The sequence below is a fragment of the Paraburkholderia denitrificans genome, assembly GCF_042655705.1.
In the GTDB taxonomy this organism is placed as follows: domain Bacteria; phylum Pseudomonadota; class Gammaproteobacteria; order Burkholderiales; family Burkholderiaceae; genus Paraburkholderia; species Paraburkholderia denitrificans.
In genome coordinates this window covers 281,881-297,696 of the sequence record NZ_JBHSMP010000006.1, presented here as the reverse complement: position 1 = coordinate 297,696, position 15,816 = coordinate 281,881, and the positions used below count along the sequence as shown (strand labels likewise).

Annotated in this window: 16 protein-coding genes; 3 read left to right on the top strand and 13 right to left on the bottom strand. The window is 64.7% G+C overall.

All coding sequences use genetic code 11. The features are described 5' to 3' along the window. Positions 1 to 27 precede the first annotated feature (27 nt). Together ACFPTO_RS03140 and guaB are read right to left on the bottom strand one after the other, a co-directional pair. Positions 28 to 696 (bottom strand): hypothetical protein, encoded by a 669-nt coding sequence (locus ACFPTO_RS03140; RefSeq protein ID WP_377709378.1) that lies wholly within the window; start codon positions 694 to 696, stop codon positions 28 to 30. A 6-nt stretch (positions 697 to 702) separates the two neighbouring features. After that, positions 703 to 2,163, bottom strand: a complete 1,461-nt coding sequence (guaB, locus tag ACFPTO_RS03135) for an IMP dehydrogenase (RefSeq protein ID WP_377709376.1) — start codon at positions 2,161 to 2,163, stop codon at positions 703 to 705. A 260-nt stretch (positions 2,164 to 2,423) separates the two neighbouring features. Between guaB and ACFPTO_RS03130 the strand changes: the two genes are divergently transcribed. Further along, positions 2,424 to 3,455 (top strand): DMT family transporter, encoded by a 1,032-nt coding sequence (locus tag ACFPTO_RS03130; RefSeq protein ID WP_377709414.1) that lies wholly within the window; start codon positions 2,424 to 2,426, stop codon positions 3,453 to 3,455. A 120-nt stretch (positions 3,456 to 3,575) separates the two neighbouring features. Here the strand turns inward: ACFPTO_RS03130 and ACFPTO_RS03125 are convergent, their stop codons facing one another. Together ACFPTO_RS03125 and ACFPTO_RS03120 are read right to left on the bottom strand one after the other, a co-directional pair. Beyond that, complete coding sequence (locus ACFPTO_RS03125) at positions 3,576 to 3,908, bottom strand: RnfH family protein (protein ID WP_377709375.1); 333 nt, start codon at positions 3,906 to 3,908, stop codon at positions 3,576 to 3,578. After that, the gene (locus ACFPTO_RS03120; protein WP_293035512.1) at positions 3,905 to 4,342 is read right to left on the bottom strand and encodes a type II toxin-antitoxin system RatA family toxin; all 438 of its coding nucleotides are present in this window, start codon (positions 4,340 to 4,342) and stop codon (positions 3,905 to 3,907) included. The genes ACFPTO_RS03125 and ACFPTO_RS03120 overlap by 4 nt, the downstream gene beginning before the upstream one ends. A gap of 105 nt (positions 4,343 to 4,447) precedes the next feature. On the opposite strand from ACFPTO_RS03120, the gene smpB reads away from it, so the two are divergent. Next, positions 4,448 to 4,894, top strand: a complete 447-nt coding sequence (gene smpB, locus ACFPTO_RS03115; protein WP_293035513.1) for an SsrA-binding protein SmpB — start codon at positions 4,448 to 4,450, stop codon at positions 4,892 to 4,894. Between the two features lie 98 nt (positions 4,895 to 4,992). On the opposite strand, the gene ACFPTO_RS03110 is transcribed toward smpB, so the two are convergent. The 3 genes from ACFPTO_RS03110 to ppsA all read right to left on the bottom strand — a co-directional run bounded on the left by ACFPTO_RS03110 (position 4,993) and on the right by ppsA (position 9,028). Continuing rightward, on the bottom strand, positions 4,993 to 5,934 hold the full coding sequence (locus ACFPTO_RS03110) for an SPFH domain-containing protein (RefSeq protein WP_377709373.1): 942 nt from the start codon (positions 5,932 to 5,934) through the stop codon (positions 4,993 to 4,995). A 91-nt stretch (positions 5,935 to 6,025) separates the two neighbouring features. Next, complete coding sequence (locus tag ACFPTO_RS03105) at positions 6,026 to 6,487, bottom strand: NfeD family protein (RefSeq protein ID WP_377709372.1); 462 nt, start codon at positions 6,485 to 6,487, stop codon at positions 6,026 to 6,028. A gap of 141 nt (positions 6,488 to 6,628) precedes the next feature. Beyond that, positions 6,629 to 9,028, bottom strand: a complete 2,400-nt coding sequence (gene ppsA / locus ACFPTO_RS03100) for a phosphoenolpyruvate synthase (protein WP_377709371.1) — start codon at positions 9,026 to 9,028, stop codon at positions 6,629 to 6,631. A 415-nt stretch (positions 9,029 to 9,443) separates the two neighbouring features. On the opposite strand from ppsA, the gene ppsR reads away from it, so the two are divergent. After that, complete coding sequence (gene ppsR / locus ACFPTO_RS03095; protein ID WP_377709369.1) at positions 9,444 to 10,259, top strand: posphoenolpyruvate synthetase regulatory kinase/phosphorylase PpsR; 816 nt, start codon at positions 9,444 to 9,446, stop codon at positions 10,257 to 10,259. A gap of 67 nt (positions 10,260 to 10,326) precedes the next feature. Here ppsR and ACFPTO_RS03090 read toward each other — a convergent pair whose 3' ends face one another. The 6 genes from ACFPTO_RS03090 to lpxD form a co-directional block, all read right to left on the bottom strand. Then, positions 10,327 to 11,112, bottom strand: a complete 786-nt coding sequence (locus ACFPTO_RS03090; RefSeq protein WP_377709368.1) for a TrmH family RNA methyltransferase — start codon at positions 11,110 to 11,112, stop codon at positions 10,327 to 10,329. 88 nt (positions 11,113 to 11,200) lie between these two features. Next, positions 11,201 to 12,010: a ribonuclease HII gene (rnhB, locus tag ACFPTO_RS03085; RefSeq protein ID WP_377709367.1), complete on the bottom strand. Its 810-nt coding sequence runs from the start codon at positions 12,008 to 12,010 to the stop codon at positions 11,201 to 11,203. After that, on the bottom strand, positions 12,007 to 13,176 hold the full coding sequence (lpxB, locus tag ACFPTO_RS03080) for a lipid-A-disaccharide synthase (RefSeq protein WP_377709366.1): 1,170 nt from the start codon (positions 13,174 to 13,176) through the stop codon (positions 12,007 to 12,009). The genes rnhB and lpxB overlap by 4 nt, the downstream gene beginning before the upstream one ends. A gap of 3 nt (positions 13,177 to 13,179) precedes the next feature. Next, positions 13,180 to 13,968, bottom strand: a complete 789-nt coding sequence (gene lpxA, locus ACFPTO_RS03075) for an acyl-ACP--UDP-N-acetylglucosamine O-acyltransferase (protein ID WP_296654346.1) — start codon at positions 13,966 to 13,968, stop codon at positions 13,180 to 13,182. Positions 13,969 to 14,038: 70 nt separating this feature from the next. Then, the gene (gene fabZ, locus ACFPTO_RS03070; protein ID WP_377709365.1) at positions 14,039 to 14,506 is read right to left on the bottom strand and encodes a 3-hydroxyacyl-ACP dehydratase FabZ; all 468 of its coding nucleotides are present in this window, start codon (positions 14,504 to 14,506) and stop codon (positions 14,039 to 14,041) included. Between the two features lie 219 nt (positions 14,507 to 14,725). After that, positions 14,726 to 15,802 carry a UDP-3-O-(3-hydroxymyristoyl)glucosamine N-acyltransferase gene (gene lpxD, locus ACFPTO_RS03065; protein WP_377709363.1) on the bottom strand — a complete coding sequence of 359 codons (1,077 nt, stop codon included), beginning with the start codon at positions 15,800 to 15,802 and terminating at the stop codon, positions 14,726 to 14,728. Positions 15,803 to 15,816 lie beyond the last annotated feature (14 nt).

Genomic DNA, 15,816 nt, shown 5'->3' with positions numbered 1-15,816 from the left:
CGCAAGGCTGCCGGGTGCTGGCGCGGCTCAGCCATGCAGCGGTGGCCGCGGCGCATCGGCCGCCTCATCGCGGGCGGCCAGACGGGCCTCCTCGGCAGACAGCGCGGTGTGCTGCGCGGCGTCCTCCGCCACAGGCTGCGGTCGCGCCGCCTGAGCCTGTGCGCCGCCGCCAGCGGGCTCTGCGCCCGAGAAAACCGGCTCCGCATAAGTAACCGATTCCCGCCGCGGCTCGCTCTTTGCGCCGCGCTGCGTCGCCGTGGCTTCCGCCGTCTGCGTTTGTGCCTGCGTTTGTGCTTTCTCGCGCCGCCGGACCGCACCGGCAAGCCGCACGGCGCCGAACCCGATTACGATCAACCAGGCACCCACGCCGCCAGCGATCAACTGGCCGAAGGCCGTCAGCTGCGGCTTGTGCAGCCCGATCAACCAGACCAGCATCAGCACGCCGCTGATCCAGTTGATGTGACCGGCCACGCGCCCGACGGGCACCGTCATCGCACCGTCGAATGCGGCTCGCACCGCGAGCCACGACAAACCCAGCAGCGTCACGCCGAGCACCTGCCCGACGAATGCCGGCTGCGGTTGCACCAGTTGCAGCGCGTCGTACAGCGAGGTCCACGGAGTCAGCAGGAACAGCGCTCCGAAGCCCAGTAGCATCAACGCATCGACAATCAGTACAACGCGCAGCAGCAGCTTCATCGTCGATTAGTCCACGTGATAGTTGGGCGCTTCCTTCGTGATTTGAACATCGTGCACGTGCGATTCGCGCATGCCCGCCGACGTGATCTCGACGAACCCGGCCTTCTCGTGCATTTCATCGATCGTGCGGCAGCCGCAGTAGCCCATCGAAGCGCGCACGCCGCCGATCAGCTGGAACAGGATCGCGTTGACGGAGCCCTTGTAGGCAACGCGTCCTTCGATGCCTTCCGGCACGAGCTTGTCGATGTTCGCCGAGTTGTCCTGGAAGTAGCGGTCCGCGGCGCCGTCCTTCATCGCGCCCACCGAACCCATGCCGCGGTACGACTTGTACTGGCGGCCCTGATACAGGAACACGTCGCCAGGCGATTCTTCGGTGCCCGCGAACATGCTGCCCATCATCACGGCGTTCGCGCCAGCTGCGAGCGCCTTCGAGACGTCGCCCGAGTAGCGCACGCCGCCGTCGGCGATGACCGGAACACCCGTGCCCTTCAGCGCATCCGAGACGTTCGCGATTGCGCTGATCTGCGGCACACCCACGCCCGCGACGATACGCGTCGTGCAGATCGAGCCCGGGCCGATGCCGACCTTCACGCCGTCCGCGCCGTACTCGACGAGTGCGCGCGCCGCGTCGGCGGTGGCGATGTTGCCGCCGATCACTTCGACGTGCGGGAAGTTCTGCTTGACCCAGCGGACGCGCTCGAGCACGCCCTGGCTATGGCCGTGCGCCGTGTCGACGACGATGACATCCACGCCTGCCTGAACCAGCAGTTCGACGCGCTCTTCGTTGTCGGCACCCACGCCGACCGCCGCGCCCGCGCGCAGCTTGCCGTGCTCGTCCTTACAGGCGACCGGGTGCTCGGTCTGCTTGGTGATGTCTTTCACGGTCATGAGACCGCGCAGTTCGAACGCGTCGTTGACGACCAGCACGCGCTCGAGGCGGTGGCTGTGCATGAGCGCCTTGGCTTCGGCGAGCGGCGTGCCTTCCTTGACGGTGACGAGACGCTCGCGCGGCGTCATGATCGAGCGCACGGGCTCGTCAAGACGCGTTTCGAAGCGCAGGTCGCGGTTCGTGACGATACCGATGAGCTGCGCACCTTCGACCACCGGGAAGCCCGAAATGCCGTGCTGCTGCGACAGGGCGATCACGTCGCGCACGCGCATTTGCGGCGGGATCGTGATCGGATCGCGCAGGACGCCCGATTCGAAACGCTTCACCTTCGCGACCTCGCGCGCCTGCTCGGCGGGCGTGAGGTTCTTGTGGACGATGCCGACGCCGCCCTGCTGCGCCATCGCGATTGCCAGACGGCCTTCGGTGACCGTATCCATCGCGGCGGAGACGAGCGGAATGTTCAGGGAGATATTGCGGGTCAGCCGTGTCTTGAGGCTGGTGTCGCGCGGAAGAACGTCGGAGAAGGCGGGAACGAGGAGCACGTCATCGAACGTGAGTGCTTTCTGGATCAGACGCATGGCAAATCCTATAGGCGCAAAAGCAGATTATACGGGATAGCGCCCTGGAAATCATCTGTATCAACAGTAGCTTAGCGACGATTTCAGGAAAATTCCCGGCGCCGGGGATGTGCATGTACGTGCGCACCGATCCTGCCCTTTGCAGCGCGCGAGCCTCGGAACCGGGAACCCCCGCGGTGCAGGATTGAACAAGACTGATGCGCGGCGCACGGGCTAAGCTCGAAGCCAATCTCAATCTGATCGATCCGGAGTTTTCGAAGATGCGGCGTGGTGTGTTGTACGGCGTTCTCGCCGGTGCATTGTGGGGAACCGTGTTCGTCGTGCCCCGCCAGCTGGCCGATTTCTCGCCGCTGCTCCTGAGCGCGGGCCGCTACGTCATGTACGGTCTCGTCTCCCTCGCCGCGCTCGCACCCATGCTGCGCCGCGTCTGGCCGCGCCTCACGCGCGGGGACCTCGTCGCGCTCGTCAAGCTCGCGCTGATGGGCAACCTGCTCTACTACCTCTTTCTCGCGAGCGCGATCCACATGGTCGGCATCGCGCCCGCCTCGCTGATCGTCGGCGTGCTGCCCGTCACGGTAACCCTGCTCGGGCGGCGCGATCACGGCGCGGTGCCGCTTGCGCGCCTCGCCTGGCCGCTTGCGATGATCGCCGCGGGCATCGTCTGCATCAACGTCGACGTGTTCACGGCGGGCGCCAGCGACGGCCTTCACGCAAGCACGCTCACGAAGATCGCGGGCCTCGGCTGCGCGGTCGGCGCGCTGGTCTGCTGGACGTGGTTTGCCGTCGAAAACGCCCGTTACCTGCATCGCAACGCGCATTTCAGCGGCAACGAGTGGTCGGTGCTGTGGGGCGTGGTGACGGGCGCGCTCGGCGCCCTGCTGTGGCTCGCGATTCTCGCCATGCCGTCGGGCACCGTGCAGGAAAGCGTCTCGGCCTCGCGCTGGACGTCGTTCTGGCAACTGAACCTCGTCCTCGCGATTGGTGCGTCGTGGCTCGGCAACGGGCTCTGGAACGCCGCCGCCAAACGGCTGCCGCTCACGCTCTCGGGGCAGATGATCGTCTTCGAGACGCTGTTCGCCCTGCTCTACGGCTTCATCTACGACCACCGTCTGCCTCGCGGGCTCGAAATCGCGGCCATCGTGCTGCTCGTCGCGGGCGTGAGCTGGTCGGTGCGGCAGCATGCGGGCGGACCGGAAGAAACCGCGCACGGCGACGGCATCGTCCCGGCCGACGGTCAGCACGGCGAGGGTCACAGCGGCGGTCACAGCGAACGGCACGGGAACGCGGCATAACGGCGCAACCAGGCGCGGATGCCATAAAGCAGAACGGACCGCAACTGCGCTTGCGCCGTTGCGGTCCGTCGTGTTCGTGAATCTGCGTAAATTTGCGCGAATTTTCGCGGATTCAGCGCTTCAGCGCGAATCCTTGTGCAGCCACTTGCGCCCTTCCACGGAGCCCGCCTTGCGGGTCTTGTCGACGCGGCGCTGCCGCGCGGCCTTCGGATCGACGATCAGCGGACGATAGATCTCGACGCGGTCGTGGTCGGCGAGCGTGGCGTCGAGCGGCTTGAGCTTGCCGTGGATCCCCACCTTGAGCGTCGCGAGGTCGATCTCCGGATGGCGCGCGGCGATGCCGCTCGCGTCGATGGCCTGCTGTACGGTCGCGCCGGGCGGCAACTCGACCGCGATGAGCGTCTGCGCGTCAGGCAGCGCATAGCAGACGTCGACGGCGATTTTCGTGCTCATGGCTTGCCGTAGCGCTGGTCGGCGCGCTTCACGAAGGTGTCGACGAAGGTATTCGCGATGTGATGGAACACCGGCCCGATGATCTTCTCGAGGATGACGTTAGCAAACTCGTAATGCAGCGCGAACTCGATCTTGCAGGCGTCCGCGCGCAGCGGCGTGAAGCGCCAGTAGCCCGTGAACTTCCGAAACGGCCCGTCGGCGAAGTTCATATCGATGCGCTCGGGGCGCTTTTGCGTGTTGCGCGTGGCGAAATGCTGCTTGATGCCCTTGAAATTGATATGGATCTTCGCCTCCATACCGTTCTCGTCCCGCTGGTGAACTTCGACGCCACCGCACCACGGCAGGAAATTGGGGTAATCGTCGACATCGGTGACGAGGTCGAACATCTGTTCCGCCGAATGGCGAATCAGCACGGTTTTCTGGACATCTGCCATAGATAGCGCAACGCGTGGCGAGGGTTATAAAAGCGTATCGGGCTTTCGTGGGCCCGCTTTGCTAAAATCGTGATTTTAAACGAGTTGGGCCTTTTCCATTTCCTCATGAGCATCATCGACAACAGAAAGGCGTTCTTCGATTACTTCATCGAAGAGCGCTACGAGGCAGGACTCGTGCTCGAAGGATGGGAGATCAAGTCGCTGCGCGCGGGGCGCGGCCAGATCAAGGAAGGGTACGTCGTGATCAAGGACGGCGAACTGTTTCTGATCGGCACGCATATCAGCCCGCTGCCCGAGGCGTCCACGCACATCAACCCCGACCCGGTCCGCACCCGCAAGCTGCTGCTGCACCGCGAAGAGATCGACAAGCTGATCGGCAAGGTCGAGCAGCGCGGCTACACGCTCGTGCCGCTGAACTTCCACTACAAAGGCGGCCGCGTGAAGTGCGAGATCGGCCTCGCGAAGGGCAAGAAGCTGCACGACAAGCGCGAAACCGAGAAAAAGCGTGACTGGGAGCGCGAAAAGGCGCGTCTCATGCGCACGCCGACCTGAGCGGCCGGGCGCTTTCGAAACCGTGCCCTGCAACGCGAACGGGCCGCTTTTGCGGCCCGTTTTCAGTTTACCGATGCCTCGCGGCGCTCAGGCGTGCATCAAGCGCCCTTCACCTGCTGCTCGCGCACGCCAGCGCGATTCACGATCGTCATCGCCGAAGCGATCATCGTGCTCAGATCGCTCATGTCGCCCGGCACGATGAGCGTATTGCCCTGTTTCGCGAGATTCGAGAACGCACCGACGTACTGTTCGGCCACCTTGAGATTGACCGCGTCCATGCCGCCCTGCTCCTGGATCGACGCGCCGATCTTCTGGATCGCCTGCGCGTTCGCTTCCGCCACGGCGAGAATCGCGGCCGCCTGACCCTGCGCCTGGTTGATCGCAGCCTGCTTCTCGCCCTCCGACTTCTGGATCGCCGCTTCACGCGCGCCCGACGCGAGGTTGATCTGCTCCTGCTTGCGGCCTTCCGACGCAGCGATCAGCGCGCGCTTTTCGCGCTCGGCGGTGATCTGCGCCTGCATCGCGTGGAGAATTTCCTTCGGCGGCGTGAGGTCCTTGATCTCGTAGCGCAGCACCTTCACGCCCCAGTTGGATGCGGCCTCGTCGAGCGCCGACACCACGCTGTGGTTGATGAAGTCGCGCTCCTCGAAGGTCTTGTCGAGTTCGAGGCGGCCGATCACGGAGCGCAGCGTGGTCTGCGAAAGCTGCGTGATGGCGAAGACATAGTTGCTCGAGCCGTACGACGCCTTCATCGGATCGGTCACCTGGAAGTACAGCACGCCGTCCACCTGCAACTGCGTGTTGTCGCGCGTGATGCAGACCTGGCTTGGCACATCGAGCGGAATTTCCTTGAACACGTGCTTGTACGCCACACGATCGACGAACGGCAGCACGATCGAAAGCCCCGGAGTGAGCGTCGCGTGAAAGCGGCCAAGCCGCTCGACGACCCACGCATGTTGCTGCGGCACGATCTTGACGGTCTGCGCAACCAGCACGATGACGATCAAGAGCAGAATCAGGCCGACGACTGGAACTTGCATTGATGATCTCCTTCCCTTCGATAAATGCGATGGACTACGAATGAAACGGTGCGGCTCTTGCCGTCAGGCGCTTGACCTCAGGCGCGGCGGCTCATGCGTGCCGCGCGCCGTTGAGCGCCTCGCTCCGCCGCGCGGCGACGATCAGGCAGCTGCCGCGCACGGACTTGATTTCATAGAGACGCGCATCCTCGGGCTCGCCGGGTGCGAGTTCGATGTCCCATTCGGCGCCGCGATACATGGCGCGCGCACGGCGGTCCTGCCAGCCGGTCACGGTCACCGGTTCGCCGATGTCGAGATTCACGCCTGGATCGCTCGACGCGTCCGTCCTGCGCTTGCGCCGCCCGAAGCGCGAGCGCCGCAGCACGATCATGGCGGTCAGCGCGACGGCAGCCGCAATGCCCAGTTGCAGGTCGAGCGGCGCACCCAGCCCGTAGGCGAGCACACCCGCGAAGAAGCCGAGCGCGATCATCAGCAGGTAGAACGTGCCCGTCATCAATTCGGCAACGATCAGCACGCCCGCGCCGACCCACCAGAACAAACCATGTGGACCCACTTCAGCCTCCCAAAGTAAAACACCCCGGCATGACCGGGGTGTTATAGCACGAAGCTGACACTTTTTTCCGTGCGGCGAGAAACCCGCACGGAGCAGCATCACATTTCGCGCGGGACGCGATGCGCGCTGGTTACGCGATCGTTACTTCGCCTGCGCCTTGGCGAGCGCCTCCCACGTGTCGATGATCGTGTCGGGGTTCAGCGACATCGAAGCAATGCCTTCCCTGGCGAGCCACTCGGCGAAGTCCGGGTGATCGGACGGGCCCTGGCCGCAGATGCCGACATACTTGTTCAGGCGCAGGCACGTTTCAATCGCGCGCTTGAGCATGAACTTGACGGCCGCATCGCGCTCGTCGAAGTCGGCGGCGAGCAGTTCCATGCCCGAATCGCGGTCGAGACCCAGCGTGAGCTGCGTCAGATCGTTCGAGCCGATCGAGAAACCGTCGAAGAACTGCAGGAACTCTTCGGCAAGGATCGCGTTCGACGGCACTTCGCACATCATGATGAGACGCAGGCCGTTGACGCCGCGCTTCAGGCCGAACTTCTCGAGCAGGCCGATCACGCGCTCCGCCTGCTTGAGCGTGCGCACGAACGGCACCATGATCTCGACGTTCGAGAGGCCCATTTCTTCACGCACGCGCTTGAGCGCGATGCATTCCATCTCGAACGCCTGCGCGAAGTCCTCGGCGATGTAACGCGAGGCGCCGCGGAAGCCGAGCATCGGATTCTCTTCGTCCGGCTCGTAGCGCGAACCGCCGATCAGCTTCTTGTACTCGTTGGACTTGAAGTCCGACAGACGCACGATCACGGGCTTCGGATAGAACGCCGCCGCGATCGTGGCGATGCCTTCGGTCAGCTTGTCGACGTAGAACGCACGCGGCGACGCATGGCCGCGCGCGACGCTTTCCACGGCCTTCTTCAGGTCGGCGTCGACATTCGGGTACTCGAGGATCGCCTTCGGGTGCACGCCGATGTTGTTGTTGATGATGAACTCGAGACGCGCGAGGCCCACGCCGGCGTTCGGCAGCTGCGAGAAGTCGAACGCGAGCTGCGGGTTGCCGACGTTCATCATGATCTTCACGGGAATCGCCGGAAGCTCGCCGCGGCGTACTTCGCTGACTTCCGTTTCGAGCAGGCCGTCGTAGATGCGTCCTTCGTCGCCTTCGGCGCACGACACGGTCACGAGCGCGCCATCCTTGAGCGTGTCGGTCGCGTCACCGCAACCCACGACCGCCGGCACGCCCAGCTCACGCGCGATGATCGCCGCGTGGCAGGTCCGGCCGCCGCGGTTCGTGACGATCGCCGCCGCGCGCTTCATCACCGGCTCCCAGTTCGGGTCGGTCATGTCGGCGACCAGCACGTCGCCCGGCAGCACGCGTTCCATTTCGGACGGGTCGTGAATCACCTTCACGCGGCCCGCGCCGATCTTCTGGCCGATCGCGCGGCCCGTGGTGAGCACCTGGGACTGGCCCTTGAGCTTGAAGCGCTGCTCGACCTTGCCCGCGGCCTGGCTCTTCACGGTCTCCGGGCGCGCCTGGAGGATGAAGATCTTGCCGTCGCGGCCGTCCTTGCCCCACTCGATGTCCATCGGACGCTCGTAGTGCTTCTCGATGATGACGGCGTACTTCGCCAGCTCGATCACGTCTTCGTCGGTGATCGAGAAGCGGTTGCGCATTTCGTGGGAGACGTCGACGGTCTTCACGCGGCCCGGCTCGCCCGGCTGCGTAAATTCCATCTTGATGAGCTTCGAGCCGATCGAGCGGCGGATGATCGGGGCCTTGCCCTGCGCAAGCGTGGTCTTGAAGACGTAGAACTCGTCCGGATTCACCGCGCCCTGCACGACGGTCTCGCCGAGGCCGTAGCTCGACGTGATGAACACGGCGTCCTTGAAGCCCGATTCCGTGTCGAGCGTGAACATGACGCCCGCGGCGCCGACGTCCGAGCGGACCATGCGCTGCACGCCAGCCGACAGCGCGACTTCGGCGTGGGTAAAGCCCTTGTGGACGCGATAGGAAATGGCGCGGTCGTTGTAGAGCGACGCGAACACGTGCTTGAGGCGGTCGAGCACGTCCTCGATGCCCACGACGTTCAGGTAGCTTTCCTGCTGGCCGGCGAACGATGCGTCGGGCAGATCTTCCGCCGTCGCCGAGGAACGCACGGCAAACGACAGCTCAGCCGGCGAGCCGTTCTGGAGCTTTTCGAAACCGGCGCGGATGTCCGCTTCGAGCTGCGGCTGCAGCGGCGCGTCGACGATCCATTGACGGATATCCTTGCCTGCTTCGGCCAGCGCCTTGACGTCGTCGACGTCGAGCGAAGCCAGACGCGCAGCGATCCGCTCGGTCAGGTTGTTGTGTTTCAGAAAGTCGCGGAACGCGAGCGCGGTGGTCGCGAAGCCCGTGGGCACGCGCACGCCGGCCTCGGCCAACTGGCTGATCATTTCGCCGAGCGAGGCGTTCTTGCCGCCCACGATCTCGACGTCGGTCATCCGCAACTGCTCGAAAGGCACTACATATGCCTGGTCCTTAGCAACGGTGTTAGTCATACAAGCCCCTAAGTGTGAAAAAAATTCACGATTGCGCAAGTGGGCTCGAACGCGGGGCGCTCATGGGAAGCGGATCCGCGTCTTGCGCAACCTGTTGGAGAAGCAATCGCTCAAGCTGCCGCAGCCCGAATCCGCAGCCCGAAACCAGCAGCAGGAAAGCAGGGATATGCGCGCGATTACGCGAAGTTAGACGGAATCGCTGCAAGTTAACACCAGAACCAGCCACATTAGCTGCGGTTTGGCGTGGTTGTGCTGCAATTGCTTATCCAACAGGTTGCCGCTATTCTACCGTGCCGACTCCGAAAATGTGCCAGTCGGTCCGAATCGCGCCCCGGAATATTCCGACAGACGCAATCCGGGTGTTCCGTCCGTCTCCCAGCTGTCCAATCGCAACGTACGTACCCTGCTTCAGTCAATGCCGCCCACCGTATTCATCGTCTCCGACGGTACCGGAATCACCGCCGAAACCTTCGCGCATTCCATCCTGTCCCAGTTCGACCAGAAATTCCGTCTCGTGCGCGTTCCGTTCGTCGATTCGACGGACAAGGCTTACGCGACCGCCGAAAAGATCAACGAAGCCGCCGTTCACGAAGGCCGCCGTCCGATCGTGTTCACGACGCTCGTGGACAGCAATTCGAACGAGATTGTCAAGCGCACGAACGGACTCGTGCTGGACATGTTCCAGACCTTCGTCGAGCCGCTGGAGCAGGAACTGGAGCTGAAGTCGAGCCACGCGATGGGCCGCGGCCACCAGAATGCCGACACGGACGAATACAAGAACCGCATCGAGGCGATCAACTTCTCGCTCGCGCATGACGACGGCCAGTCGAACCGCAATCTCGCGGACGCCGACGTGATCCTCGTGGGCGTGTCGCGCAGCGGCAAGACGCCGACGAGCCTCTATCTCGCCATGCAGTACGGCGTGAAGGCGGCGAACTATCCGCTGATTCCGGAAGACTTCGAGCGCGGCAAGCTGCCGACGGCACTGCTCGCGCACCGCCAGAAGATCTTCGGGCTGTCGATCGACCCGCATCGCCTCGCCGAGATCCGCAACGAGCGGCGCCCCGGCAGCAAGTACGCAGCGCCCGAGAATTGTCGTTTCGAGGTGAACGAAGCGGAAGCGATGATGCGGCGTGAAGGGATCAAGTGGCTCTCGTCGACGCACAAGTCGATCGAGGAGATCGCGACGACGATCCTGCAGGAAGTCCGGCTCGACAAGCCGGCTTACTGATACGCTGTGACAGGCTCCGGCCGGCCCCGATAGCCCGGATGGCCTGCTGGAGTGGCCGGACCCAGCTTCAGCGCGCGTGGCGCTGCTGGCGGCATTGCTCGAAGAGGCAAACGGCCGCGGCTGCCGCGACGTTCAGCGATTCCATGCCGCCCGGCTGCGGAATCGTCACGCGATGCGTGGCCGCATCGCGCCATACCTGCGACACGCCCGCCCCTTCGTTGCCGAACACCCAGGCGACCTGCCCCGTGAGATCGCATTCGTCGATGGCCTGTGCGCCGTGCGAATCCGTGATGACGACGGGTACGCCCAGCATGTCGGCCAGCGTGCCGGGCTCGACGTCCTCGAACACTTCCAGCAGGAAATGCGCGCCCATCGCCGAGCGCAGCACCTTCGACGACCACACGTAGGCCGTGCCCGGCGTGCAGAACACCTTGTCGATCCCCGCCGCCGCCGCGCTGCGCAGGATCGAGCCGACGTTGCCCGCATCCTGCACGCCGTCGAGCACCACGCAGGTCGACAGCACGCGCTGTGGCAAGACGGCCTCGGGCGTATCGACCAGGAGCAGCATCCCCACACCGTGCACGACGTTCGAAAGCTGGCCGAACAGCGCATCGGGCAGCGTGATCACGCGCCGGTCGTCGACGCGCGCGACAATTGCACGCGCCTCGTCGTGCGCGAGCGCGCCGTCGGTGACGACGCAATACTCCGGCTGGCCGCCGCCGTCGAGCCAGGCGCTCGCCAGATGGAAACCTTCGAGTAGAGCCTGGCCGCTCTTGCGCTGTTGATGCGTCGAGCCGGCCAGCGCCTTCAGATGCTTGTAGAGTGGATTGTCGCGTGACGTAATGGCTTTCACGTTCGGGCCTGGCAATCTGAATAAAAGGGATTCGGGAAAAGGACAACGCGCCGCGCGATGCGGCGCTCAGCGCACGCGCGTAGCCACATCAGACCGGCGCGAACGCGTCGTCGTGCGGATCGGCGGAGTGACGCGCAGCCACCGTGCGGGTCGCCACGACGCCGTGCAGCGCATAAGCCTCGCGCACCGGCGCAAACGAGCGGCGATGATGCTCGCAGGGACCGTGCTCGCGCAACGCGGCGAGATGTTGCGGCGTGCCATAGCCCGCGTGCACGTCGAATCCATAAGCCGGATACGGCGCGTGCAATTCCACCAGCATGCGGTCGCGCGTAACCTTCGCAATGATCGACGCCGCCGAAATGCTCGGCACCAGCGCGTCGCCGCCGACGACAGCTTCGCTGCGCACGGGCAGCACCGGACAGCGGTTGCCGTCGATCTTCGCGAGCGTCGGCGTCACGCTGAGCCCCGTGACTGCGCGCCGCATCGCGAGCATCGTCGCTTGCAGGATATTGAGCGTGTCAATCTCTTCAACCGACGCCGACGCGACGCACCACGCGAGCGAGCGTTCGACGATGAGGTCGTAAAGCGCGTCGCGGGTCTTGGCGGTCAACGCCTTCGAGTCGTCGAGCCCGGCGATCGGCCGGGCCGGATCGAGAATCACCGCCGCCGCGACGACAGGCCCGGCGAGCGGGCCGCGCCCGGCCTCGTCCACGCCACAGACGATGTCGTCGGGCGAATCGAACAGCAAGCCAGCCTGCTGCGCCTGCGCGAGGCGCGCGGCGCGCTTTGCCGCCGCCGACTGCGCTTTCGGGGCGACTTTAGTTGCAGCCTTGGTTGCGGCTTTAGTTGCGCCTTTGGCCACCGGCTTGCGCGCACGCCCGGTCGCGTCGTCTATCATGAGTGCCCTCTGCGGCGTTCAACGATTTCAGCCACAACCTGGGCAGCGCGCTGCGACGTGTTCTGGCGCAGCGCCAAATGCATCTCGGTGAAAATTTCCGTGAGCGTGCGCCGGTTCGCCTCGTCGCGCAACTGCGTGAGCGTGGCGTCGGCAAGCGCCTCGGGCGTCGCGAAGTGCTGGAGGATCTCGGGGACGACGAAACGGCCTGCCAGAATATTCGGCAGGCCCACGTACGGCAGATAACCCTGGCGGCGCATGATCTCCCCGGTAAGCCAGGGCACCTTGTACGAAATCACCATCGGCTTTTTCAGCAGCGCCGCTTCGAGCGTCACCGTGCCGCTCTTCACGAGGATCGCATCGGCAGCCGTCATCGCAAGCTGCGACTGGCCGTCGATGATCGTCAACGCAAGGTTGTTGCGCGTGCTCGCGAGTTCCTGCAGTTGCGCATGGATCGCCGGCGTCGCTGCCGGCATCACAAAGCGCAGACCCGGTTCGCGCTGCTGCATGAGCGCAATGGCGTCGAAGAAGGTCGGGCCGATCAGGTTGATCTCGGAGCGCCGGCTGCCCGGCAGCACGGCGATCACCGGCCCGCTGTCGGGCAGGCCCAGCGCGCGGCGCGCGCCCGCCACGTCCGGTTCGAGCGGAATCTCGTCGGCAAGCGGATGGCCCACGTACGACGCCGCAACGCCCGCCTTTTCGAGTATCGCCGTCTCGAACGGAAATACGCACAGCATGTGATCCACCGACTTCTGGATCTTCTTGATGCGCCCGCCGCGCCACGCCCAGATCGACGGGCACACGAAGTGAATCGTGGGAATGCCCGCCGCACGCACCGCGTGCTCAAGGCCGAAGTTGAAGTCGGGTGCATCGACGCCGATAAACGCGTCGGGGGGATCGGCGAGCAACTGGTGCTTCAGCTCGCCGCGAATGCGCAGAATTTCGGGGATGTGCCTGAGCGCCTCGACATAGCCGCGCACCGTGAGCTTTTCCATCGGCCAGTGCGCGTCGAAACCGGCGGCCGACATGCGCGGGCCGCCGATTCCGTAGTACTGCGTCGTGTCAGGCAAGCGTTCCGTGAGGCCGGCGAGCAGCGAGGCCGCCAGCAGATCGCCGGACGGTTCGCCGGCGACCATCGCAACACGCAAGGGACGGGCTTGCAGGACCATTGGTTAGCGGATGATGCCGCGTTGCGACTGCTCGACGAACGCGATCAGCGCCTTGACGTGGACATCGCCGTCGCCGCCCGCCTCCGCCAGTTCCGCGAGCTGGACCTTCGCCTCTTCGAGCGACAGGCCGTTCTTGTAGAGCGTGCGATAAGCCGAGCGCAGCGCCGAAATCGCATCGGGCGAGAAGCCGCGGCGGCGCAGGCCTTCGACGTTGACGCCATGCGGCACGGCCTTGTTGCCCGCGGCGACCACGAACGGCGGCACGTCCTGCACGAGCGCCGATGCGCCGCCCACCATCGAGTGCGCGCCGATGCGCACGAACTGGTGTACGCCGGTCATGCCGCCGACGATCGCGTAGTCGTCCACGATCACGTGGCCCGCGAGCTGCGCGTTGCTCGACATGATCACGTTGCTGCCGAGGCGGCAGTCGTGGCCGACGTGCACGTAAGCCATGATCCAGTTGTCGTCGCCGATGATCGTGACGCCGGTGTCCTGCACCGTGCCCGTGTGCAGCGTCGTGTACTCGCGGATCGTATTGCGGTTGCCGATCACGAGCTTCGTCGGCTCGCCCTTGTACTTCATGTCCTGCGGACGGCCGCCAATCGCTGCAAAGTGGCCGAAGCGGTTGTCCTCGCCGATCGTCGTATAACCTTCGATCACGGTATGCGACCCGACAATCGTACGCGCGCCGATGCTCACGTTCGCGCCCACGACTGCGTACGCCCCGATCTCGACCGATTCGTCAACTTGCGCACCGGGTTCGACAATCGCGGTGGGATGGATCCTGCTCATTCGTCTTTGCTTCCGATTCTGTTATCTGCCGGCGCATCACGCGACGCGCGACGGCACCCTGCGGTGCGTGTTATTGCACGTCCGCATCCATTTTTTTCACGGTGCACATGAGCTCTGCTTCGCACGCGACGACACCGTCCACTTCGGCTTGCGCCTTGAACTTCCAGATGCCGCGCATGTAACGCTCGAACGTGGCGTTCAGGATCAGCTGGTCGCCCGGCTCGACCACCCGCTTGAAGCGCGCGCCGTCGATGCCGACGAAGTAGTACAGCGTGTTCGCGAAGTCCTGCTGCTGTTCGGAGAACGTCAGCAGCGCGGCCGTCTGCGCGAGCGCTTCGAGGATCATCACGCCGGGCATGACCGGGCGCGTGGGGAAATGGCCCGTGAAATACGGCTCGTTGACCGTCACATTCTTCAACGCCTTGATGCGCTTGTGCGGCTCAAGCTCGATGACCCGGTCGACCATCAGGAACGGGTAGCGATGCGGCAGCAGCGTGAAAATCTTGTGGATGTCGAAGTTGAGTTTTTCGATGTTCATGGTATTTCTGCTCACGCTGGAATTGCGCGAAGATGACTGCGAATGCCGATGCCGGTGATCTGGCGCTGACGCGCAGTATGCGCCAGCCCCGCGGATCGCGGCATGCGGATCTGCCCGGAGCACGGTCCGGCACGCAAAAAACCGGCGCCTGACGAAAGACGCCGGTCGTGTTGTACCCCGGCTTGTACCTGGAAGGCACCGCGCCCGGGTGACCTGTTGTTACGCGTCGCCCTGCGGCTTCGCGGGAAGCGCTGCCTCGAGTGCCCGGATACGATCGCGCAACTTGTCGATGTTGCGCAGCAGCGCGGCGCTCTTGTTCCAGTCGGCGTTGTCGACCGCCGGGAAGGCGCTCGTGTACACACCGGCCTTCTTCAGCGACTTCGACACACCCGATTTCGCTGTGACGATCACGTAGTCCGCGAGCGTCACGTGCCCGGCAATGCCCACCGCGCCGCCGATCATGCAATGCCTGCCGATCGTCGTGCTGCCCGCAATGCCGACGCAGCCGGCGATTACCGTGTACGCACCGATCTTGCAGTTATGGCCGATCTGCACGAGGTTATCGATCTTCACACATTCTTCGATAATCGTATCGGCCATTGCACCGCGATCGATCGTCGTATTGGCTCCGATCTCGACATCCGGGCCGATCGACACGCCGCCGACCTGCGGAATCTTGACCCAACTGCCCGTGCGCGCTTCGCCCTCGCCCGTGAAATCGGGCGCAAACCCGAAACCATCCGAGCCGATCACCGCGCCCGCGTGCACGATCGCGCGCTCGCCGATGCGGCAGCCGTGATAGATGGTGGCGCCCGGGTACAGATGCGAACCCGCGCCGATCCGCGTGCCGCGTCCGACGAACACGTTCGCGTCAAGACGCACATGCTCGCCGATCACGACGCCCGCCTCGACCGTCACGTTCGGGCCGATCACCGCGCTCGCAGCGATCTGCGCCGAAGCGTCGACGCTAGCGCCCGGATGAACGCCGGGTTGAACCTTCGGCGCGGCGAGGTCGATGAACGCCTGCGCGACGCGCGCGAAGTAAGCATACGGATTGGGTGTGACGATGAAGTTGCGGCCTTCGCGCGAAGCAAGCTTCTCGAGGTCGCCGGGGCTAATGAGCACCGCTCCCGCGCGCGTCGTGTCGACCTGAGCCAGATACTTCGGATTGGCGAGGAATGCCAGCTGCTGCGGACCGGCCTGGTCGAGCGGCGCGAGCGAGCCGACGCGTTGCGCGGCGTTGCCGATCACTTCACCGCCGAAACGCCCCGCGAGTTCCTCAAGCGTAAAAGCCATACGTGTCCTGCTCC

Coding starts and splice junctions, on each gene's coding strand:
- ACFPTO_RS03140 (WP_377709378.1), bottom strand. CDS start 696: ATGAAGCTGCTGCTGCGCGTTGTACTGATTGTCGATGCGTTGATGCTA.
- guaB (WP_377709376.1), bottom strand. CDS start 2,163: ATGCGTCTGATCCAGAAAGCACTCACGTTCGATGACGTGCTCCTCGTT.
- ACFPTO_RS03130 (WP_377709414.1), top strand. CDS start 2,424: ATGCGGCGTGGTGTGTTGTACGGCGTTCTCGCCGGTGCATTGTGGGGA.
- ACFPTO_RS03125 (WP_377709375.1), bottom strand. CDS start 3,908: ATGAGCACGAAAATCGCCGTCGACGTCTGCTATGCGCTGCCTGACGCG.
- ACFPTO_RS03120 (WP_293035512.1), bottom strand. CDS start 4,342: ATGGCAGATGTCCAGAAAACCGTGCTGATTCGCCATTCGGCGGAACAG.
- smpB (WP_293035513.1), top strand. CDS start 4,448: ATGAGCATCATCGACAACAGAAAGGCGTTCTTCGATTACTTCATCGAA.
- ACFPTO_RS03110 (WP_377709373.1), bottom strand. CDS start 5,934: ATGCAAGTTCCAGTCGTCGGCCTGATTCTGCTCTTGATCGTCATCGTG.
- ppsA (WP_377709371.1), bottom strand. CDS start 9,028: ATGACTAACACCGTTGCTAAGGACCAGGCATATGTAGTGCCTTTCGAG.
- ppsR (WP_377709369.1), top strand. CDS start 9,444: ATGCCGCCCACCGTATTCATCGTCTCCGACGGTACCGGAATCACCGCC.
- rnhB (WP_377709367.1), bottom strand. CDS start 12,010: ATGATAGACGACGCGACCGGGCGTGCGCGCAAGCCGGTGGCCAAAGGC.
- lpxB (WP_377709366.1), bottom strand. CDS start 13,176: ATGGTCCTGCAAGCCCGTCCCTTGCGTGTTGCGATGGTCGCCGGCGAA.
- lpxA (WP_296654346.1), bottom strand. CDS start 13,968: ATGAGCAGGATCCATCCCACCGCGATTGTCGAACCCGGTGCGCAAGTT.
- fabZ (WP_377709365.1), bottom strand. CDS start 14,506: ATGAACATCGAAAAACTCAACTTCGACATCCACAAGATTTTCACGCTG.
- lpxD (WP_377709363.1), bottom strand. CDS start 15,802: ATGGCTTTTACGCTTGAGGAACTCGCGGGGCGTTTCGGCGGTGAAGTG.